Raw genomic sequence first — 20,115 nt, forward strand, 5'->3', positions numbered from 1 at the left:
CTACAGGGCTCCCTTGGTGGACGGGATGCCGTGCACCTTCGCGTCGAACGCGACGGCGTCGCGCAGCGCGCGGGCGAGGGCCTTGAACTGCGCCTCGACGATGTGGTGGGCGTTGCGCCCGTACGGGACGTGGATGTGCAGCGCCACCCGCGCGTTCGACACGAACGACTCGAAGATGTGCCGGGTCATCGTGGTGTCGTAGTCGGGGCCGATCATCGGGGCCATGCCCTCGGGCTCGACGTGCACGAGGTAGGGGCGGCCCGACACGTCCACGGTGACCTGCGCGAGCGCCTCGTCCAGCGGGATCGACGCGTCGGCGAAGCGGCGGATGCCGGCCTTGTCGCCGAGCGCCTCCCGGAACGCCTGGCCGAGCGCGATGGAGGTGTCCTCGATCGTGTGGTGGCTGTCGATGTGCAGGTCGCCGGTGGTCTTGACGGTGAGGTCGAACGACCCGTGCTTGCCGATCTGGGCCAGCATGTGGTCGAAGAACCCCACGCCGGTCGCGACGTCGACCTGCCCGGTCCCGTCGAGGTCGATCTCCACGAGGACCTGGGTCTCCTTGGTCCCGCGCTCGATCCTTCCCTTGCGACTCACTGACTCTCCTTACTATTGCCGACGGAGTCGGCACGGGGGGCGTGGGGGGTCGCCCCCCCTCGTGATTGGCGGAGTACGGTGCGGAACGCGGCCATCTCCGCCGGGGTGCCGACGGTGACCCGCAGCCACTCGGGCGGCCCGACCTCGCGGATCAGCACGCCGCGTTCGAGCAGGTCCTCCCAGACCCTCCGGCGGTCCGGGAACGTCCCGAACAGGACGAAGTTGGCGTCGGAGTCGGCCACCGCGAAGCCCTCGCCGCGCAGCCACGCGACGAGGTCGTCGCGTTCGCGGCGCAGCGCGTCGACGCCGCCCAGCAGCTCCTCGCGGTGGGCGAGGGCCGTGCGGGCGACGGCCTGGGTGACGGCCGACAGGTGGTAGGGCAGCCGGACGAGCAGCAGCGCATGGAGGACGGCGGGGGCGGCGGCCAGGTAGCCGAGCCGCGTCCCGGCCATCGCGAACGCCTTGGACATCGTCCGGGTGACGATCAGCCGCGGGTGGTCGTCCAGCAGCGTCAGCGCGGACGGCGTCTCCGCGCGGCGGAACTCGCCGTACGCCTCGTCGACGACGACCATGCCCGGCGCGGCGCCCGCGACGGCCTCGATCGTCTCCAGCGGCAGCGCGGTCCCGGTCGGGTTGTTCGGCGAGGTGAGGAACACGACGTCGGGGCGGTGCTCCTGGACGGCCGCGACGGCGCGGGCGGGGTCGATGCCGAAGTCCTCGTCGCGGTGGGCGCCGATCCAGCGCGTCCCCGACACCCCGGTGATGACCGGGTGCATCGAGTAGGACGGCTCGAAGCCGAGCGCGGTGCGGCCCGGCCCGCCGAACGCCAGCAGGATCTGCTGGAGGATCTCGTTGGAGCCGTTCGCCGCCCACACCCGGGCGGCGGTGAGCCCGGCGCCGGGGGTGTCGGTGTTGAGGAAGGCGGCGAGGTCCTCGCGGAGGGCGACGGCGTCGCGGTCGGGGTAGCGGTTCAGCGTCCCGGCGACGTCCATGACGGCGTCGCCGAGGGCCTTCACCAGCCGCTCGGACGGCGGGTAGGGGTTCTCGTTGGTGTTCAGCGCGTACGGGACGTCCAGCTGCGGCGCGCCGTAGGGTTCGCGGCCGCGCAGGTCGTCGCGCAGCGGCAGGTCGCCGAGGGAGGTCACGACGGGATCGTCCAATCGAAGCGGGCCTTCAGCGCGGCGCCGTGGGCGGGCAGGTCCTCGGCCTCGGCGAGCGCGACGACGCGGGCCGTGGCCTCCGCGAGTGCGTCGCGGTCGTACTCCACGACGTGGACGCCGCGCAGGAACGACTGGACCGACAGCCCGGACGAGTGGCACGCGCACCCGCCGGTCGGCAGGACGTGGTTGGACCCGGCGAGGTAGTCGCCGAGCGAGACCGGCGCGTGCCGCCCCACGAAGATCGCCCCGGCGTTGCGGACGCGGGCGGCGACGGCGGCGGCGTCCGCGGTGTGGATCTCCAGGTGCTCGGCGGCGTAGGCGTCCACGACCTTCAGGCCCGCCTCGACGTCGTCGACGAGCACGATGCCGGACTGCCGGCCGGCGAGCGCCTCGGTGATCCGCTCGGTGTGCCGGGTGCGGGCGACCTGCGCCTTCAGCTCGGTCTCGACCTCGTCGGCGAGCGCCGCCGAGTCGGTGACCAGCACGGCGGCGGCGAGCGTGTCGTGCTCGGCCTGGCTGATCAGGTCGGCGGCGACGTCGACGGGGTCGGCGGTGGCGTCGGCGAGGATCGCGATCTCGGTGGGGCCGGCCTCGGCGTCGATGCCGATCACGCCCTTGAGCAGCCGCTTGGCGGCGGCGACGTAGACGTTGCCGGGGCCGGTGACGAGGTCGGCGCGGGGGCACTCCTCGGTGCCGTAGGCGAACATCGCGATCGCCTGCGCGCCGCCGGCCGCGTACACCTCGTCGACGCCGAGCAGCGCGCACGCGGCGAGGATCGACGGGTGCGGCAGGCCGCCGAAGTCGCGCTGCGCGGGCGAGGTGACGGCGAGGGATGCGACGCCGGCCTCCTGCGCGGGGACGACGTTCATGACCACGCTGGACGGGTACACGGCGTTCCCGCCCGGCACGTACAGGCCGACCCGCCCGACCGGGATCCAGCGCTCGGTGACGGTGCCGCCCGGCACCACCTGCGTGGTGACGTCGGTGCGGCGCTGGTCGCGGTGGACGAGCCGCGCCCGGCGGATGCTCTCCTCCAGCGCGTCGCGGACGGCCGGGTCGAGGGCGGCGAGGGCCTGGTGGACGTCCTCGACCGGGACCCGGACCGCGTCCAGTTCCACCCCGTCGAAGGTCTTCGTGTACTCCCGGACCGCCGCGGCGCCCCGATGCCGGACGTCCTCGCAGATCGGCCGCACCTTGGCAAGGGCGGCCTCGACGTCGAGTTCGGCGCGGGGCAGCACGGAGCGCAGGTCGCCGGGCAGCGAGCCGCGCAGGTCGGTTCGGGAAATCACACGTCCAGTCTACGGAGTGCGATCCACCGCCCGCCCCGTGTCTCAGGTGCCGAGACGGAGGTGTCGGTCACGCCAGGAACTCGCCGTCCAGGACGGTCACCGCCGCGCCGGAGAGGGCGACCCGGTCCCCGCGCAGCGCCACCCCGACGTACCCGCCGCGCGGCGACGCCTGGAAGCCGGTCATGGTGTCGCGGCCGAGGCGCCCGGCCCAGTACGGGGCGAGGGCGCAGTGCGCCGAGCCGGTGACGGAGTCCTCGCCGTCTCCGGGCAGCACCCGCGGGGCGAGGAACCGGGACACGAAGTCGTGGTCGCGGCCGGGCTCCGCCGCCGCGGTGACGATCACGCCGCGGGCGTCGATGGCGGCGAGCGCGGCGACGTCGGGGCCGAGCCCGCGGACGGCCGCCTCGTCGGCGACCTCGGCGAGCACGTCGTTCTGGACGTTGCGCCCGGCCGCGAGCACGGGCACGCCGAGCGCCTCGGCGAGCCCGGCGGGGACGTCGACGGGGTCGGGCGGGCAGGCGGGGAAGTCCATCGACAGGCCGCCGGCCTCGTCCCGGGTCACGGTGAGGACGCCGCTCCGCAGCGTCCGGAAGCGAATCGGCGCGCCGGGCGGCGCGGTCCCGGTGGTGTAGAGGGCGTGCGCGGCGCCCAGGGTCGCGTGACCGCACAGCGCGACCTCCACCAGGGGTGTGAACCAGCGCAGCTCGAACTCCGCGCCGGGGTCGTCGACGGGGCGGACGAACGCCGTCTCGGCGTGCTTCATCTCGGCGGCGACCCGCTGCATCCAGCCGGCGCCGGCGGCGTCCTGGAGCAGGCACACCGCGGCGGGGTTGCCTGCGAACGGGCGGTCGGTGAAGGCGTCCACGACGAGCATCCTCATGCCGCCGACGCTACCGGCCGCCCCGGGCGCCGCCGTCTTGACCGGCGAGATGACTCCGCGGCTTCACAGTGTGAAAAACGAGCCCTTACCAAGATCATTCAGTTGGACGTACGCTGGCGTAGGCGAGGCGTCTTCCCCGGGGCGCCCGGACAGCGTGGGAGATGAAGTGTGACCGAGCGGCTCGCCCTGTTCCCCCTGGGCACCGTGCTGTTCCCAGGGCTCGTCCTCCCGCTGCACCTGTTCGAGGACCGGTACCGGCGGCTCGTCTCCGACCTGCTGGACCGGCCCGAGCCCCGCGGCTTCGGCGTCGTCGGCATCGAGCTCGGCCACGAGGTCGGCGAGGGCGCGGCGCACCGGCTCGCCGAGGTCGGCTGCGTCGCCGAGCTGCGCGAGAGCACCCGGCACCCCGACGGGCGGTACGACATCGTGACGGTCGGCTCGCGGCGGTTCCGGCTGAAGGAGCTGGACCGGTCCCGCCCCTACCTGCAGGGCGAGGTCGAGTACCTCCCCGAGGAGCTCGGCGCGGACCCCTGGGCCGTCGCGCGGCGGGTCCACCGGCTGTACCGGCTGTACCGGCACCGCATGGCCGCCGCCGGGGCCGGCGCCTTCGGCGAGGAGACGGTGCCCGCCGAGCCGGTCGCCCTCTCCTACATGATCGCGGCGTCGCTCGTCCTGGACGGCCACGACAAGCAGCGGCTGCTGGAGTGCGAGGACGCCACCCTCCGCCTGGAGGCCGAACGCGACCTGCTGGCCAGGGAGAACCGCATCCTGGACGTGCTCCCCATGATCCCCGCCGGGCAGTTCCTGGACGGGTCGTTCCACCCCAACTGACGCGAACGCGGGAGACTGCCCCCATGAGCACCGCGAAGTCCAAGGGCGGCAAGGCGGGCAAGGGCGGCAGGGCGGGCCGCGGCGGCACCGGCACGCCCGCGACCGTCGCCGCCGCCCAGGCCGGGATCGAGTACACGCTGCACTCCTACGAGGCCGACCCGGACGCCGAGTCCTACGGGGAGGCCGCCGCCGACGCCCTCGGCGTCCCGCACGGGCGGCTGTTCAAGACGCTGCTCGCGGAGGTCGACGGGCGGCTGACCGTCGGCGTCGTCCCCGTCTCGGCGACCCTGGACCTGAAGGCGCTCGCCGCGGCCGCGGGCGGCAAGAAGGCGCGGATGGCCGACCCCCGCGACGCCGAGCGCGCCACCGGCTACGTCGTCGGCGGGATCAGCCCGCTCGGGCAGCGCCGGACGCTGCCGACCGTGGTCGACGAGTCGGTGTCAGCGCTCGGGACCGTCTACGTCTCGGCCGGCCGGCGCGGCCTCCAGATCGAACTCGTGCCCGCCGACCTCGTCCGCCTCACCGGCGCCGAGGTCGCCCCTATCGCCCGCGGGTAGCCGCCGGACGACCAGCTCCAGCAGCCCGTACGCGCCGACGGCGGGCAGCGCCCAGCCGACCAGCAGGCCCCTCGCGCGCAGGTCGGCGACGCCGGTCACGGTGCTCCCGTCGCGCGCCGTCCGGACCGCCTCCTGGAAGTCCGCCAGCCCGACCAGGTGGCCGGTCCGCCAGGCGAGCACGGCCGCGGCGCAGCCGCCCGCCGCCAGCCCGAGCAGCAGCGCGATGTCGTTGCCGCGGCCGCCCGCCGCGTAGCCGGCGGCACCGCACAGCAGGCCCGCGACCAGGCATATCGCGGCGAACCGCACGTCCGCCCCGATCGGGCCCTGGCCTTCCGGGTCGGCGAGGAGGACCTCACCCTGGACGATCACATACGTCACCTCGGGGACCGTGGCGGCCCAGAGCAGCCCCGCGACGGGGCCGAGGAGGGCCATGATGGCGGCGATGACCACTCCAGCCGCCCAGGGCCTCGTCACCCAGAGCCTCCCCGCGCGTCCCCGCACCTCGTACGCTCCTAGATGTGAGTCCACTGACAGCGAAAGCCTAGCCTGCCCGATTCCGGCCCACGATCGCCTCGACTACTGGGATAATGTGCCCGACATGTCCGGATTCAGTCCCGCGTTCGAACGCCTCGGCGCCGCGCTGGCGGCCGTCGTCCTGCAGCAGCAGGAGACGCTCGCCGAGTTCCTGCCGCGCGAGGACTGGAGCGCCGACCTGACCGCCCGCACCTATTCCAGCGGCGGCGTCACCGTCCGGGTCTCACTGCTCGGCAGCTACGCCGCCCGCGAGCGGACCTGGCTGTGGGGCTGGGCGAACCCCCAGTTCGGCGACGCGCACCCCGCCGTCGCCCCCACGCTGGGCATCCGGGCCCTCGGCGAACGGCTCGGCATCACCGAGTTCACCACCCCCGAGGTCGACCTGTCCTGGTACGAGGGCCCCGCCGGGCACGGCGGCGAACTCGTCGCGATGGCCGCCGGCGGCGTCCTCGGCGGCGGCGGATACATCGGCGCCGGCTACGACGGCGGCTCCGCCTACCTCCACGTCGACGACCCGCAGGCGCCGCCCGCGCGATGGGACGCCGTCACCGTCCCCCGCCTGCTGGCCAACGCCGCCGCACTGTTCCCGCACGAACCGCGGCTGACCCTCGCGGGCCTGCTGTCCCACCACCGCGTCCCGTACCGGCAGACCGACGTGCTGACCGAGGCCCCGCTCCCCGGCGGCGGAACCGCCCGCGCCACCTTCGACGGCCTCGGCCGCTTCGTCAACTGGAAAGCGGAGCTCATTGCAGAGCCCTTGGCGGTCAGGCGCTAGAGCGCCTTCCCTTCGGCGGGCACTGCGTGCGATCGCTGTGCTTACTTGCAGAGCCCTTGGCGGTCAGGCGCTAGGGCGCCTTCCCTTCGGCGGGCACTGCGTGCGATCGCTGCATCGCTCCGACTCGCCTAGCGGCTCGCTGCGCGATCAGGCTTCTTGCTTCGCTCGAAGCCTGCCTTCGGACGCGATCGCAGACGTGGAGGTCGGCGCGGGGCTGGGGATAAGGACGATCTCCTTCTGCGGGTGGGCGCGCTGGGCTTCAGCCTAGGCAGGAGGGGCCCAGTAGTTGTTTCAGGTCGCCCATCAGGGCTGGGGACGGGGCTACTCGCAGGCGGTCGTCCAGGCGGACCACCGTGGTGCGCGGGCCGTTCTGGACGTGGAGGTGCACCTCGGCCGTGCCGGGGTGGGTGATCAGCACTTCCTTCAGGCGGGAGACCGTCGGGGGGGTGCAGCGGCCCAGCGGCATCGTGACCGAGAACGGGCCGGACGCGTCGGTGACCGTCAGGTCCGGCTGGGTGACCTCCATCGCGATGATCTTCGCGACGTCCTCGCGGCGGTCCAGCCTGCCCTTGACGACCAGGATCGCGTCCTCGGCGAGCAGGGTGGAGCACAGCTGGTACGACGACGGGAAGCAGAGCACCTCGATGGAGCCGGCGAGGTCCTCCAGCTGGAACATCGCCCACGAGTTGCCCTGCTTGGTGACCTTGCGCTGCAGGCCCGACAGCAGGCCCGCCACGATCACGACCTGGCCGTCCGGGCGCTCCCCCTCGTTCAGGGCGGCGATCGCGCAGTCGGCCTCGCGCTCCAGGATGTGCTCCACGCCGAGGAGCGGGTGGTCGGACACGTACAGGCCGAGCATCTCCCGCTCGAACGCGAGCAGCGTCGTCTTGTCCCAGTCGTCGCCGTCGGGGATCGTGACCGCGAACGCGTCGTCGCCGCCGTCCTCCTCCAGCGCCCCGAAGAGGGAGTCCTGGCCGACGGCCTCCTTGCGCTTGATGTCGATGACGGAGTCGATGGCCTGCTCGTGCACCATGAGGAGCGACTTGCGCTTGTGCCGCAGTTCGTCGAACGCCCCGGCCTTGATCAGCGACTCCACGACCCGCTTGTTGCACACGATCGGCGGGACCTTGTTGAGGAAGTCGTTGAAGTCGGTGTAGGCGCCCTTCTCCTTGCGGGCCGCGACGATGCCGTCCACCACGTTGGTGCCGACGTTGCGGACGGCCGACAGCCCGAAGCGGATCTCGGTGTCGCCGAGCGGCGTGAAGTCGGCCTCGGAGGTGTTGACGTCGGGCGGCAGGACGGTCAGCCCCATCCGGCGGCACTCGCTCAGGTAGAGGGCGCTCTTGTCCTTGTCGTCGCCGACGGACGTCAGCAGCGCGGCCATGTACTCGGCCGGGTAGTTCGCCTTGAGGTAGGCCGTCCAGTAGGAGACGAGGCCGTAGGCGGCGGAGTGCGCCTTGTTGAACGCGTAGTCGGAGAACGGGACGAGGATGTCCCACAGCGTCTTCACGGCCTCCTTGGAGAAGCCGTTGTCGACCATGCCCTGCTCGAAGCCGACGAACTGGGCGTCCAGCTCGGCCTTCTTCTTCTTGCCCATGACGCGGCGGAGCAGGTCCGCCTTGCCGAGCGTGTACCCCGCCACCTTCTGCGCGATCGCCATGACCTGCTCCTGGTAGACGATCAGGCCGTAGGTCGTGTCGAGGATCTCCCTGAGCGGCTCCTCCAGCTCGGGGTGGATCGGGGTGATCTCCTGCTGGCCGTTCTTGCGGAGCGCGTAGTTGGTGTGGGAGTTGGCGCCCATCGGGCCCGGCCGGTACAGGGCGCCGACGGCGGAGATGTCCTCGAAGTTGTCGGGCTTCATCAGCCGCAGCAGCGAGCGCATCGGGCCGCCGTCGAACTGGAACACGCCGAGGGTGTCGCCGCGGGCGAGCAGGTCGTAGGTCGGCTGGTCGTCCAGCGGGAGGTCGAGCAGGTTGACCTCGGTGCCCTTGTTCTTCCTGATGCCCTGGAGCGCGTCGTCGATGATCGTCAGGTTGCGCAGGCCGAGGAAGTCCATCTTCAGCAGGCCGAGCGTCTCGCAGGTCGGGTAGTCGAACTGCGTGATGATGGCGCCGTCGGCGTCCCGCCGCATGATCGGGATGTGGTCGGTGATCGACTCGCCGGACATGATGACCCCGGCGGCGTGCACGCCGGTCTGGCGGATCAGCCCCTCCAGGCCCTGCGCCAGGTCCATGATCTGCTTGACGTCGGTCTCTTCCTCGTACAGCTTGCGCAGCTCGCCCGCCTCGCCGTAGCGCGGGTGCTTCTCGTCGAAGATCCCCGACAGCGGGATGTCCTTGCCCATGACGGCGGGCGGGAACGCCTTGGAGATCCGGTCGCCGAGCGCGTAGGGGAAGCCGAGGACGCGGCCGGCGTCCTTGATGGCGGCCTTCGCCTTGATGGTGCCGAACGTGGCGATGAAGGAGACCTTGTCGGCCCCCCACTTCTCCGTCGTGTACTTGATGACCTCGGCGCGGCGGTCTTCAGGGAAGTCGATGTCGATGTCGGGCATGGACGCGCGCTCGGGGTTCAGGAACCGCTCGAAGATCAGCCCGTGCGGGATCGGGTCGAGGTCGGTGATGCCCATCGCGTACGCGATCAGCGAGCCCGCGGCGCTGCCGCGCCCCGGCCCGACGAGGATGCCGTTCTCCTTCGCCCAGTTGATGAAGTCGGCGACGACGAGGAAGTAGGACGGGTACCCCTTGCCGAGGATGACGCCCATCTCGTACTCGGCCTGCTCGCGGTACCCGTCCGGCAGGCCGTCGGGGAAGCGGCGCTCCAGGCCCTTCCAGACCTCCTTGCGGAACCAGCTCTCCTCCGTCTCGCCCTCGGGGACGGGGAAGCGGGGCATGAGGTCCTTGGGCTCGAACATGCCGGCCGGGTCGACCCGCTCGGCGATCATGAGGGTGTTGCGGCAGCCCTCGGCCCAGATGTCGGACGTGTCGATCCCGCGCATCTCGTCGGCGGTCTTGATGTAGTAGCCGCTGCCGTTGAAGCGGAACCGGTCGGGGTCGGCGAGCTGCTTGCCCACCTGGACGCACAGCAGCGCGTCGTGCGCGGTGGCCTCCGACTCGTGCGTGTAGTGCGAGTCGTTGGTGACCACCGGCGGGATGTTCAGCTTCTTGCCGATGTCGATCAGGCCCTGGCGGACCTGCCGCTCGATGTCGAGCCCGTGGTCCATCAGCTCCAGGAAGTAGTTGTCCTTGCCGAGGATGTCCTGGAACGCGGCCGCGGCCTTCAGCGCCTCGTCGAACTGGCCGAGCCGCAGCCGCGTCTGCACCTTGCCGGACGGGCAGCCGGTCGTGGCCATCAGCCCGTCGGCGTGCTCGGCGAGCAGCTCCTCGTCCATGCGGGCGTACTTGAAGACGAAGCCCTCGGTGTACGCGCGGCTCGACAGCTTGAACAGGTTGTGCAGGCCCGTCCTGTTGCGCGCCCACAGCGTCTTGTGGTTGATCAGGCCGCCGCCGGAGACGTCGTCGCGCTTCTGGCTCGGCTCACCCCACTGGACCTTCTTCTTGTGGAACCGCGACTCGGGCGCCATATACGCCTCGATGCCGATGATCGGCGTGACCCCGGCCGCCGTCGCCTGCCGGTGGAAGTCGTAGGCGCCGTGCATGTTGCCGTGGTCGGTCATGGCGATCGCGGGCATCTTCTGCCGCTCGACCTCTTCGAACATCTGCTTCAGGCGAGCGGCTCCGTCGAGCATGGAGTACTCGGTATGAACATGCAGGTGAACGAAAGAGTCGGGCATGCCTGTTGCGCCTCCTGCTCATCGCATGCGAACGCCCACGTGCCTGGCCGGCACGTGTCGCGCGATCGGTCCCGGGGGAAGATCGTCAACCCGGGGCCGGGGCGCCGGGATGACGCGGTGCGAAGAGCCTAACCCGCCTCGTGCGGCCCACGCGCCCCGACTCGCCCAATCCCCCGGGCACTACGGTAGGCGCCCGGAGGGACACCCAGGGTGCGCTTGAAGTGCCGGGTCAGGTGGGCCTGGTCGGCGAAACCGGTGCGGGCCGCGGCGTCGGCCGGGGGCAGGCCCTCGTCCAGCAGGGCGCGCGCCGCCCGCACCCGCACCTGGTTGAGGTAGGCGTGCGGCGGCAGGCCGACGGCGTCGCGGAAGGCGCGCAGCAGCGGGAACGGGCGGGTCCCGACGGCCTCGGCCAGCCGCTCCAGCGACGGCGGATCGAGCAGGTTGGCGTGCAGGATGTCGCGGGCCTCGCGCACCGCGGGCGGCATGGCCGCGGACGCGCGATGTCCCCGGACGCGGGCGTGCCGGGTGAGCAGGCCGGCCAGCGCGGTCCGCAGCAGGGTGGACGCCGCGAGCGCGTCCCCCTTCTCCCCCGCGCGGTGCACGGCGCGCAGCATCTCGGCGGCGGCCGGGTCGTCCAGGACGGGATCGGGGAACGCGGGGGTCCCGGGCGGGGCGCCCAGGCCGGCGGCGACCCCGGTCACCACGTCCACCGGCGGGTACAGCACGCGGTACGCCCAGCCCTCCGGAACGCCCGCGTGCCCGCCGTGGACGACGCCCGGGTTGACGACCACGACCGAACCGGGCCCGGCGCGCTCGACGCCCGTCCCGAGCTCGAACTCCTCCACGCCCGCCTCGATGACGCCGAACACGTACCCGTCGTGGGTGTGCCGGTTGAAGCGATGGGTGACGAACCGCGCGCGCAGCAGGTCGACGTCCGGCAGCGCCGGATGCCGGTAGTGGTGTGCGACTTCTGCCCCCATATCGGGCACATCCTATCCGCGTCTCAGTGAATGAGACGGCCTGTCCGCCGTTTGGAGGGCCGCGGCTTCCCGCGTACCATCGAAGCGTGGAACGTCGCCATTTCGTGTTTACGCAGCCGGCTCCGGGTGAGCCGGTCGCCCTCACCTGAGCGACGACCCGGAGCCGGCCGAGGCGGAGCCCATCGGGCGCCGCCTTTTCTGTTGATCGGAAGCGGCCCGGGCGCGAATCCCCCTTGCGCGGAAGGCCGCCGCACTTGCAGGGAGACTCCAGATGCACGAGAAGGTCGTCGACGCCGGTGCACCCGGCTCCGCCCGCGGCCCGTCCGGCGAACTGCGCGTCGCGCTGCCGCCCGCCGGAAGCCTCACCACGCTCGCCGAGGCCAGGACCGCGATCGACGACCTCGACGCCGCGCTCGCCGCGCTGCTGGAGCACCGCGCCGCGCTCGCCGCCGCCGTCCAGCGGCTCAAGCCCGTCGGCGGCTTCGCCGGCCGCGACCCCGGCCGCGAGCGGGAGATCGTCGAGGCGATGGCGGCCCGCGCCCCGTCGCTCGCCCCGGAGCACCTGGCCCGGGTCGTGAACGCGGTCATCGAGGCGGGACTCGACGCGGCCGAGCGGCGGCGGCCGTCATGACCGGGCCGCAAGAACGTTCAAGAACGAGCGCGGGCCGGGACCCTAGCGTCGGCCCCATGAGCGCTACCGGTACCGAGGAGGTGGCCGGGGCGGACGGTTCCGCCCGCAAGGCCGCGGTGCGCGACGGGCTGGGCGTCGGGCTCGCCGTCGGGCTGTCCGGGCTCGCGTTCGGGGCCGCGGCGGTCACGGCGGGGCTCACCGTCGCCCAGGCGTGCGTGCTGAGCCTGCTCGCGTTCACCGGCGCGTCCCAGTTCGCGCTGGCCGGCGTCATCGGCGGGGGCGGCGGGCTCGTCTCCGGGACGCTCGGCGCGGTCCTGCTCGGCGGGCGCAACGCCCTGTACGGGATGCGGCTCGCGCGCATGCTGGACGTGCGCGGCTGGCGCCGGCTGGCCACCGCGCAGGTCGTCATCGACGAGACCACCGCCGTCGCGACCGCGCAGCGCGGCGATGCGGCGGCCCGCGCCGGGTTCTACACCACGGCGATCAGCCTCTACCTGACCTGGAACTCCACCACGCTGCTCGGCGCGGCCGGGGCGGCGCGGCTCGGCGACCCGGAGGCCATCGGCCTGGACGTGCTCGGCCCAGCGGTGTTCCTCGCGCTGCTGTGGCCCCGGCTGGCCGCGGGCCGGCGGGAGGTGCGGGTGGCGCTGGCCGCCGCGGTCATCGCGCTCGCGGCGACGCCGCTGCTGCCGCCGGGCGTGCCGGTCATGCTGGCCGCCGTCGCCGCGGTCCCGGCCCTGCTCAGGAAGGAGGCGAAGGCGTGAGCGTGTGGATCGCGGTGATCGCCACCGGGCTCGGCTGCTACGCGCTCAAGCTCGGCGGGCTCGTCACCCCGCAGCGGGTCCTGGAGGACCCGCGGGTCCTCCGGTTCACCGAACTCGTGCCGGTCGCGCTGCTGACGGCGCTGATCGCCGTCCAGGCGCTCGCCGACGGCCGGTCCCTGGAGTTCGACGCCGCGCGGATGGCGGGCCTCGGCGCCGCCGTGGGCGCGCTGCTGCTGCGCGCACCGTTCCTGGTGGTGCTGGTCGTAGCCGCCGGTGTCGCCGCGGGGCTGCGCCGGCTCGGCCTCTGACGGACGAGCCACCGAGGGACGGGCCCGCCGCTCACGACTCCGCTTGGACGATCTTCAGCGCGCCGGCCAGGTCGTCCGGATAGGGGCTCTCGAACTCCACCCACTCGCCCCCGGTCGGGTGCTCGAACCCGAGCTTGACCGCGTGCAGCCACTGCCGCTTCAGGCCGAGCCGGGCCGCGAGGGTCGGGTCCGCGCCGTAGGCCAGGTCGCCCACGCACGGATGCCGGATCGCGGACATGTGCACGCGGATCTGGTGGGTGCGGCCCGTCTCCAGGTCGATGTCGAGCAGCGTCGCCGCCCGGAACGCCTCGACGGTGTCGTAGTGCGTCACCGACGGCTTGCCGCCCGCCACGACCGCGAACCGGCCGTCACCGGACGGATGCCGGTCGATGGGCGCGTCGACCGTCCCGCGGAACGGGTCGGGATGGCCCTGGACGAGCGCCCGGTAGCGCTTGTCGACGCGGCGCTCCTTGAACGCGCGCTTCAGCCGGGAGTAGGCGATCTCGCTCTTGGCCACGGCCATCGCGCCGGTGGTGTTGGCGTCCAGCCGGTGCACGATGCCCTGCCGCTCGGACGCGCCGCTGGTCGCGATCGTGTGCCCCGCCCCGAGCAGCCCGCCGAGGACGGTCGGGCCCGTCCAGCCGGTGGTCGGGTGCGCGGCGACGCCGATCGGCTTGTTCACCACGACGATGTCGTCGTCCTCGTACAGGACGGTCATCCCGGGGACGGGCTCGGCGACCGGCGCGGGCGGCGCGGGCGGCGGCGGGAGCGTGACCTCCAGCCAGGCGCCGGCGTGCAGCCGCTCGGACTTGGTGGCCACGGCGGAGCCGTCCAGGAAGACGTCCCCGGCGGCGATGATGTCGGCGGCGCTGCCGCGCGACACCCCGAACAGGCGGGCCAGCGCGGCGTCGACGCGCTCCCCCTCCAGCCCGTCCGGGACGTGGAGGCCGCGCACCTCCCCCATCAGGGCTTCTCCTCCGGCGCGGCCGCGTCCGCGGCCCCGCCCTTGCCGGGCTCGTCCGCGCCGGGCTCGCCGTCGGCGTCGGCGTCCGCGTCCTCGTCCTTGCCGGGGAGGCGCGTGCCGTCGATCTGCAGCCCGCGCGCGGCGAGCAGGACGGCCAGGAAGCCGCCGCAGACGATCGCCGAGTCGGCCAGGTTGAACACCGGGAAGTTCGGCACCTGGATCCAGTCGACGACGTGGCCCTTCAGCGGCGCGGGCGCCCGCAGCAGCCGGTCGACGAGGTTGCCGACCGCGCCGCCGAGCAGCAGCCCGAGGCAGATCGCCCAGGGCAGGCTCCGCAGGTTGCGGGCGGTGCGCAGGATCGCCACCACCACGCCGATGGCGACGAGGGTGAAGACGACCGTGTAGCCGGTGCCGATGGAGAACGCGGCGCCGCTGTTGCGGGTCTCGGTCAGCGTGAGCAGCCCGCCGAGCAGCCGGATCGGCTCCCGGTCCTGCAGCGTCGCCACTACGACGATCTTGGTCACGATGTCGGCGGCCAGCGCGGCGAGCGCCACGGCGACCAGCACGCCGACGCGGCGCGGCCGGGGAGGTCCCGTGGACTCCCCGGCCTCGCCCTCTGGGTTCGTTTGGTCGATCAGCGACGTTCCTCGCGTTGTTTGCATGTCACACACAGGGTCGCACGCGGGAAGACCTGAAGCCGCGCCTTGCCGATCGGCTTGGTGCAGGACTCGCAGATTCCGTACGTGCCGGCGTCCATCCGCTGGACGGCCCGCTCGATCTGGGCGAGCAGGTCCTGTGAATTGTAGGCCAGTGCGAGCTCGTGTTCGCGCGCGTAGGTCTTGGCGCCCGCGTCGGCCTGGTCGTCGCCGGCGCCGTCGCTGGTGTCGCCCTCGGCGATCTGGCTCGCGGACGCGGCGATCTCCACGCGCAGCGACTCGATCTGCTCCCACAGCCCGGCCCGGACCTCGGCGAGCTCGGCGGCCGTCCACTGGTGCTCGCCCTCGCGGACCGGCAGCTCCGCAGCGGCCGCCTGGGCGCGTCCGCCGCCCCGGCCGTCGCCGTCGCCGGGCGCTCCGTCCGCCCTGGCCTCACCGCTCTTGCCGCGCTTGGCGGCGGCGCGCCTGGCCGTTCTCGCGGCCGGGCCCCCGGCGGCGGGCGTCTCCGCCGCGTCCGGCCCCGGGTCCGCGGCGGGCGGCTCCTCGGCGGGCGGAGCGCCCTTCGTCGTGCCGGCCATGCCGGCCTCCCTCGCGCTGGTCGCCTCGACGGGCAGTGCGGGCAGCATGAGTCCCCTTTTCTCGGACGCGGCAAACAGCCTCGGCAGCGTTACCGACCGCTTATGCCCCGGCACCGATCGCCCGGAAACCCCAGGACACCGCACGAGATCGCAAAGGAACGACACCGCACCCCACAGCGGGCAAGGGCGGCACGGAAACGGGAAGAGGACGCGCCCCCGGTGCGTTACAGTCGGGGCAAGCCAGAAGGCAGGCGCTGAAGGGGACACCTGCCGCCGCACGCAGCCATGAGCGACCCGGGGACGGTGCGAGCCCGGGGGCGAGCCCGGCGGTCCGATCACCCCTGAGCCGCCGGAAGAACGGCCCCGGGCACCGGCCCGCGGCCCAGTAGACCCGGCAGCCGAGGCTGAACGAAGCGGGCCGCGCCGTTCCGGCGCGGTCAAGGAGGGTGGTACCGCGGGGCCGCTCGGTCGATCCGGGCACGCGCCTCGTCCCTCCGGTCAACGTGGTCACGTCGATCCGGAGGTCCGCCATCGTGAGCCGAGGTTTTCGGCCGCTTCCCGCGCAGGTCGATCTGCCCGCCCTGGAGCGGGACATGCTGCGCCGCTGGCAGGAGGGCAAGGTCTTCGAGCGGTCGCTGGAGCGCACCGCGTCCGGCCCCCGCTGGGTGTTCTACGAGGGCCCGCCCACCGCGAACGGCATGCCGGGCGTCCACCACGTCGAGGCGCGCGTGTTCAAGGACGTCTTCCCGCGCTTCAAGACCATGAAGGGCTACCACGTCCCCCGCAAGGCCGGCTGGGACTGCCACGGCCTGCCCGTCGAGGTCGCCGTGGAGAAGGAGCTCGGCCTCTCCGGCAAGAAGGACATCGAGGAGTACGGCGTCGCGGAGTTCAACGACCGCTGCCGCGAATCGGTCCTGCGCCACGTGGACGCGTTCGAAGAGATGACCGAGCGCATGGGCTACTGGGTCAACACCGACCAGGCGTACCGCACGATGGACCCCGAGTACGTCGAGGCCGTCTGGTGGTCGCTCAAGCAGGTGTTCGACAAGGGCCTGCTGTTCCGCGACTACCGCATCACGCCGTACTGCCCCCGCTGCGGGACGGGCCTGTCCGACCACGAACTGGGCCAGCCCGGCGCCTACGAAGAGGTGACCAGCCCGTCGGTGTACGTCCGGATGCCCGCGACGTCGGGCCCGCTCGCCGAGCTGGGCGCCGCGCTGCTCATCTGGACGACGACGCCGTGGACGCTGGTGTCCAACACCGCCGTCGCCGTCCACCCCGACGTCACCTACGTCGCCGCCCGGCCCGCCGGCTCCGACGAGGTCCTCGTCGTGGCCGAACCCCTCCTCGGCCAGGTGCTCGGCGAGGACGCGGAACGACTCGGCACCTACCGGGGCGCCGACCTGGAGCGCACCGCCTACCGGCGGCCGTTCGACCTGGTCGACATCCCCGACGCGCACTACGTCGTCCTGGGCGACTACGTCACCGTCGAGGACGGCACCGGCCTCGTCCACCAGGCCCCCGCGTTCGGCGCCGACGACATGACCGTCTGCAAGAACTACGGCATGCCCGTCGTGAACCCCATCGGGCCCGACGGGCGCTTCCTGCCCGAGGTCCCCCTCGTCGGCGGCAAGTTCTTCAAGGACGCCGACGAGCCGCTCACCGACGACCTCCGCGAGCGCGGCCTGCTCTACCGGGGCGGCCACTTCGAGCACAGCTACCCGCACTGCTGGCGCTGCCACACCCCGCTGCTGTACTACGCGCTGCCCGCCTGGTACATCCGCACCACCCAGATCAAGGAACGGCTCCTTGAGGAGAACGAGAGGACGAACTGGTACCCCGAGACGGTCAAGCACGGCCGGTACGGGGAGTGGCTGCGCAACAACGTCGACTGGTCCCTGTCCCGCAGCCGCTACTGGGGCACTCCCCTGCCCCTGTGGGTCTGCGAGGACGACCACGTCACCTGCGTCGGGTCCCTCAAGGAACTCGGCGAACTCGCCGGCGCCGACATGTCGGCGCTCGACCCCCACCGCCCCTACGTCGACGACGTCGCGTTCCCCTGCCCCCAGTGCGGGACGGAGGCGCGCCGCGTCCCCGACGTCATCGACGCCTGGTACGACTCCGGCTCGATGCCGTTCGCGCAGTGGGGCGCCCCCCACCGCAACAACGAGGTGTTCGAGAACTCCTACCCGGCCCAGTACATCTGCGAGGCGCAGGACCAGACCCGCGGCTGGTTCTACTCCCTCATGGCCGTCGGGACACTGGTCTTCGACCGCTCGTCCTACGAGAACGTCGTGTGCCTCGGGCTGATCCTCGCCGAGGACGGCCGCAAGATGAGCAAGCACCTCGGCAACGTGCTGCGGCCCATCCCGCTGATGGACCAGCACGGCGCCGACGCCGTCCGCTGGTTCATGGCCGCGAGCGGCCTTCCCTGGGCGTCCCGCCGCGTCGGCCACGGCGCGCTGGAGGAGATCGTCCGCAAGGTCCTCCTCACCTACTGGAACACGGCGTCGTTCTTCGTCCTGTACGCGAACGCCGCGCAGGCGCAGGGCCGCGCGTGGACGCCCGACCGCCTCGCCGAGGCGCCCGCCCCGGCCGACCGCCCCCTCCTGGACCGCTGGGCGCTCGCCGAACTGCACCGCACGGTCCGCGAGGTCGACGCCGCCCTGGAGGACTTCGACACCGCCCGCGCCGGCCGGTTCCTGTCCCAGTTCGTCGACGACCTGTCCAACTGGTACGTGCGCCGCTCACGCCGCCGCTTCTGGGAGGGCCCCGAGACCCCCGACGGCTCGGCCGCCTTCGCGACCCTCTACGAGTGCCTGGAGACCCTCACCCGCCTGATGGCGCCGCTGGTGCCCTTCATCACCGACCACGTGTGGGACGTCATCCGCCCCGCCGACGGCCCCGAGTCGGTACACCTGGCCGACTGGCCGGCCGTGGACGAGCAGCTCCTCAACGACGAGCTGACGGAGCAGATGGCCCTCGTCCGCCGCCTGGTCGAACTGGGCCGCTCGGCCCGCGCCGCCGGCAACGTCCGCACCCGCCAGCCCCTCGGCCGCGCCCTGGTCGGCGCCGCCGGGTGGTCGGCGCTGCCCGCGCAGCTCCGCGCGCAGATCGCCGAGGAGCTGAACGTCCTCGGCTTCGAGGAGCTCTCCTCCATCGGCGGCGACCTGGTCGAGTACGAGGTGAAGCCGAACTTCCGCGAACTGGGCAAGCGCTACGCCAAGGACACCCCGAAGGTCGCCAAGGCGGTCACCTCCGCCGACCCGGCGGCCCTCGTCACGGCGCTCCGCGCCGGCACCGCCGAGGTGGAGCCCGAGGGCCTGGGCATGGTCGCCCTCTCCCCCGACGACGTGATCGTCACCGAGCGCCCGCGCAGCGGGTGGGCGGTGGAGAGCGCCGCGGGCGAGACGGTGGCGCTCGACCTGACGATCACGCCCGAGCTCCGCCGCGCCGGCCTGGTGCGCGAGGCCGTCCGCCTGGTCCAGGAGGCCCGCAAGGCCGCGGGCCTGGAGGTCACCGACCGCATCGACCTGTGGTGGGAGGCCACCGGCACCGACCTGGCAGAGGCCCTCCGCACCCACAAGGACGAAATGGCCGCCGAAGTCCTGGCCACCACGGTGACCGAAGGCCGCCCGACCGACCTCCCCCCAACCCACGACGAAGACCTGGGCCTCACCTACTACCTGAAGAAATTCAAATAACCCACCCCCAACGACGCCAGAGCCCCATGATCACCCGACGCGTCGAGCCAGGTGTTGTCCAGGGACCCGACAACGTCCATGATCACCCCACGGGTCGTGCGGCCGGAGGCGCCCAGCGCCGGAGGTCGCACGACCCGCCGCGCGGCGAGCCGTTTCACGAGACGCGCAGCGGATCGGGAAACGGCTCGCCGCGCGTGACGGGGGGTTCCAGGGGGGTCGTCCCCCCTGGGCAACACTGCCATGATTGAGGGGTGAGTTTTTCCGAGCAGCCTTCCGAGGCTCAGGGGCGGGCGTCGTTGCCGGCCATGCGCGCGTCGGATGCGGATCGTGATCAGGTCGCCGACCGTCTGCGTGAGGCGTTGGCGGAGGGGCGCATCACTCCGGAGGAGCACGCCGAGCGCATCGATCTGGTGTACCGGGCGAAGACGTATGCCGAGTTGGAGCCGGTGCTCAGCGATCTTCCCGCCGTGGCGGGGGCCCGGCCGCGGGTGGATCTGCGCAAGGAGGAGGCGCCGCTGGCGGCGCCGCCTCCGCCGCAGTCACCGCACATCGTGGCGGTGTTCGGGGGTGCGGAGCGGAAAGGGCGCTGGCTGGTCCAGCGCAGCACCAATGTGACGTGCGTCTTCGCCGGTGTGGACGTCGACTTCCGGCAGGCGGTGCTCAGTCAGGCGGAGGTGACGGTCAACGTCGTCTGCATCTTCGGCGGCGTGGACCTTGTCGTGCCGCCCGGTGTCCGGGTCGTGGGGTCCAATGTGGCCGTCTTCGGCGGAAACGACTGGCCGGAGGACGACACGGTGGCGCCGGACGCGCCGGTGATCCGGGTGACGGGCGTGACGCTGTTCGGCGGCGTGTCCGTCACCCGCAAGGAATTGAAGCGCCCGAAGAAGGACCGGAAGCGCGAGTTGCGCCGGCTGCACGAGCGGCGCCACGGCCACTGAGCGGGCCCGCGGCGTCAGTCGCGGGCGTGCTCGCGGTCGGGCTGGCAGACGAGGCAGGGCGTGCAGCCGCGGGACTTGGCCTCGCCGCGGGACAGCGACTCCAGGTCGTCGGCCTCGTCACCGATGTCCTCGATGAGGGCGCAGTCGGTGCGGTGGTAGCGCTTGGTGCCGCTGAGGATGCG

The 20,115-nt window shown here is 72.7% G+C and carries 18 protein-coding genes; 8 read left to right on the forward strand and 10 right to left on the reverse strand.

Annotated features, from left to right (window positions below):
- From hisB to E1200_RS07455, 4 genes are all read right to left on the reverse strand, one after another.
- Entirely contained in the window at window positions 1-594 is a 594-nt protein-coding gene (gene hisB / locus E1200_RS07440; RefSeq protein ID WP_131951059.1) for an imidazoleglycerol-phosphate dehydratase HisB, read from the reverse strand.
- Window positions 591-1,739, reverse strand: coding sequence for a histidinol-phosphate transaminase (locus tag E1200_RS07445; RefSeq protein ID WP_131951060.1), 1,149 nt, complete (start codon window positions 1,737-1,739; stop codon window positions 591-593). The genes hisB and E1200_RS07445 overlap by 4 nt, the downstream gene beginning before the upstream one ends.
- Window positions 1,736-3,043, reverse strand: a complete 1,308-nt coding sequence (gene hisD, locus E1200_RS07450; RefSeq protein WP_131951061.1) for a histidinol dehydrogenase — start codon at window positions 3,041-3,043, stop codon at window positions 1,736-1,738. Before hisD ends, E1200_RS07445 begins: the two co-directional genes overlap by 4 nt.
- 67 nt (window positions 3,044-3,110) lie before the next feature.
- Window positions 3,111-3,923, reverse strand: a complete 813-nt coding sequence (locus E1200_RS07455; RefSeq protein ID WP_131951062.1) for a PhzF family phenazine biosynthesis protein — start codon at window positions 3,921-3,923, stop codon at window positions 3,111-3,113.
- A gap of 168 nt (window positions 3,924-4,091) precedes the next feature.
- Between E1200_RS07455 and E1200_RS07460 the strand changes: the two genes are divergently transcribed.
- Both E1200_RS07460 and ybaK read left to right on the forward strand, forming a co-directional pair.
- Window positions 4,092-4,754 (forward strand): LON peptidase substrate-binding domain-containing protein, encoded by a 663-nt coding sequence (locus E1200_RS07460; protein WP_131951063.1) that lies wholly within the window; start codon window positions 4,092-4,094, stop codon window positions 4,752-4,754.
- A gap of 23 nt (window positions 4,755-4,777) precedes the next feature.
- The gene (gene ybaK, locus E1200_RS07465; protein ID WP_131951064.1) at window positions 4,778-5,311 is read left to right on the forward strand and encodes a Cys-tRNA(Pro) deacylase; all 534 of its coding nucleotides are present in this window, start codon (window positions 4,778-4,780) and stop codon (window positions 5,309-5,311) included.
- Here ybaK and E1200_RS07470 read toward each other — a convergent pair.
- The gene (locus tag E1200_RS07470) at window positions 5,195-5,785 is read right to left on the reverse strand and encodes a hypothetical protein (RefSeq protein ID WP_243708394.1); all 591 of its coding nucleotides are present in this window, start codon (window positions 5,783-5,785) and stop codon (window positions 5,195-5,197) included. The two genes, ybaK and E1200_RS07470, sit on opposite strands and share 117 nt — an antisense overlap.
- A gap of 124 nt (window positions 5,786-5,909) precedes the next feature.
- Between E1200_RS07470 and E1200_RS33560 the strand changes: the two genes are divergently transcribed.
- Window positions 5,910-6,620 carry a DUF6882 domain-containing protein gene (locus E1200_RS33560; RefSeq protein ID WP_165950237.1) on the forward strand — a complete coding sequence of 237 codons (711 nt, stop codon included), beginning with the start codon at window positions 5,910-5,912 and terminating at the stop codon, window positions 6,618-6,620.
- Between the two features lie 259 nt (window positions 6,621-6,879).
- Here E1200_RS33560 and dnaE read toward each other — a convergent pair whose 3' ends face one another.
- Both dnaE and E1200_RS07485 read right to left on the reverse strand, forming a co-directional pair.
- Window positions 6,880-10,410: a DNA polymerase III subunit alpha gene (gene dnaE / locus E1200_RS07480; protein ID WP_131951065.1), complete on the reverse strand. Its 3,531-nt coding sequence runs from the start codon at window positions 10,408-10,410 to the stop codon at window positions 6,880-6,882.
- A 128-nt stretch (window positions 10,411-10,538) separates the two neighbouring features.
- On the reverse strand, window positions 10,539-11,390 hold the full coding sequence (locus E1200_RS07485; protein ID WP_131951066.1) for an AraC family transcriptional regulator: 852 nt from the start codon (window positions 11,388-11,390) through the stop codon (window positions 10,539-10,541).
- Window positions 11,391-11,661: 271 nt separating this feature from the next.
- On the opposite strand from E1200_RS07485, the gene E1200_RS07490 reads away from it, so the two are divergent.
- From E1200_RS07490 to E1200_RS07500, 3 genes are read left to right on the forward strand one after another with little or no spacing between them, the layout of a single operon-like run.
- Window positions 11,662-12,021: a chorismate mutase gene (locus E1200_RS07490; protein WP_131951067.1), complete on the forward strand. Its 360-nt coding sequence runs from the start codon at window positions 11,662-11,664 to the stop codon at window positions 12,019-12,021.
- 56 nt (window positions 12,022-12,077) lie between these two features.
- Window positions 12,078-12,785: an AzlC family ABC transporter permease gene (locus tag E1200_RS07495; protein WP_131951068.1), complete on the forward strand. Its 708-nt coding sequence runs from the start codon at window positions 12,078-12,080 to the stop codon at window positions 12,783-12,785.
- Entirely contained in the window at window positions 12,782-13,093 is a 312-nt protein-coding gene (locus E1200_RS07500; RefSeq protein ID WP_131951069.1) for an AzlD domain-containing protein, read from the forward strand. Before E1200_RS07495 ends, E1200_RS07500 begins: the two co-directional genes overlap by 4 nt.
- Before the next feature lie 31 nt (window positions 13,094-13,124).
- On the opposite strand, the gene E1200_RS07505 is transcribed toward E1200_RS07500, so the two are convergent.
- From E1200_RS07505 to E1200_RS34715, 3 genes are read right to left on the reverse strand one after another with little or no spacing between them, the layout of a single operon-like run.
- Window positions 13,125-14,057, reverse strand: a complete 933-nt coding sequence (locus tag E1200_RS07505; protein WP_131951070.1) for an RluA family pseudouridine synthase — start codon at window positions 14,055-14,057, stop codon at window positions 13,125-13,127.
- Window positions 14,057-14,719, reverse strand: a complete 663-nt coding sequence (lspA, locus tag E1200_RS07510; protein ID WP_131951071.1) for a signal peptidase II — start codon at window positions 14,717-14,719, stop codon at window positions 14,057-14,059. Before lspA ends, E1200_RS07505 begins: the two co-directional genes overlap by 1 nt.
- Window positions 14,692-15,072, reverse strand: coding sequence for a TraR/DksA family transcriptional regulator (locus E1200_RS34715; protein ID WP_243708396.1), 381 nt, complete (start codon window positions 15,070-15,072; stop codon window positions 14,692-14,694). Before E1200_RS34715 ends, lspA begins: the two co-directional genes overlap by 28 nt.
- A gap of 752 nt (window positions 15,073-15,824) precedes the next feature.
- Between E1200_RS34715 and ileS the strand changes: the two genes are divergently transcribed.
- Window positions 15,825-18,995 (forward strand): isoleucine--tRNA ligase, encoded by a 3,171-nt coding sequence (gene ileS / locus E1200_RS07525; RefSeq protein ID WP_131951074.1) that lies wholly within the window; start codon window positions 15,825-15,827, stop codon window positions 18,993-18,995.
- Window positions 18,996-19,246: 251 nt separating this feature from the next.
- Window positions 19,247-19,933, forward strand: a complete 687-nt coding sequence (locus E1200_RS07530) for a DUF1707 domain-containing protein (protein ID WP_347813202.1) — start codon at window positions 19,247-19,249, stop codon at window positions 19,931-19,933.
- Window positions 19,934-20,115 lie beyond the last annotated feature (182 nt).

Origin of the sequence: Actinomadura sp. GC306 (assembly GCF_004348665.1) — a bacterium.
Lineage (GTDB): Bacteria > Actinomycetota > Actinomycetes > Streptosporangiales > Streptosporangiaceae > Spirillospora.

What these genes read in the sequence shown, in the direction of transcription:
- E1200_RS07495 (WP_131951068.1), top strand. Translation starts at nt 12,078, where the DNA reads ATGAGCGCTACCGGTACCGAGGAGGTGGCCGGGGCGGACGGTTCCGCC.
- E1200_RS07455 (WP_131951062.1), bottom strand. Translation starts at nt 3,923, where the DNA reads ATGAGGATGCTCGTCGTGGACGCCTTCACCGACCGCCCGTTCGCAGGC.
- E1200_RS33560 (WP_165950237.1), top strand. Translation starts at nt 5,910, where the DNA reads ATGTCCGGATTCAGTCCCGCGTTCGAACGCCTCGGCGCCGCGCTGGCG.
- E1200_RS07505 (WP_131951070.1), bottom strand. Translation starts at nt 14,057, where the DNA reads ATGGGGGAGGTGCGCGGCCTCCACGTCCCGGACGGGCTGGAGGGGGAG.
- E1200_RS07485 (WP_131951066.1), bottom strand. Translation starts at nt 11,390, where the DNA reads ATGGGGGCAGAAGTCGCACACCACTACCGGCATCCGGCGCTGCCGGAC.
- dnaE (WP_131951065.1), bottom strand. Translation starts at nt 10,410, where the DNA reads ATGCCCGACTCTTTCGTTCACCTGCATGTTCATACCGAGTACTCCATG.
- E1200_RS07490 (WP_131951067.1), top strand. Translation starts at nt 11,662, where the DNA reads ATGCACGAGAAGGTCGTCGACGCCGGTGCACCCGGCTCCGCCCGCGGC.
- lspA (WP_131951071.1), bottom strand. Translation starts at nt 14,719, where the DNA reads ATGCAAACAACGCGAGGAACGTCGCTGATCGACCAAACGAACCCAGAG.
- ybaK (WP_131951064.1), top strand. Translation starts at nt 4,778, where the DNA reads ATGAGCACCGCGAAGTCCAAGGGCGGCAAGGCGGGCAAGGGCGGCAGG.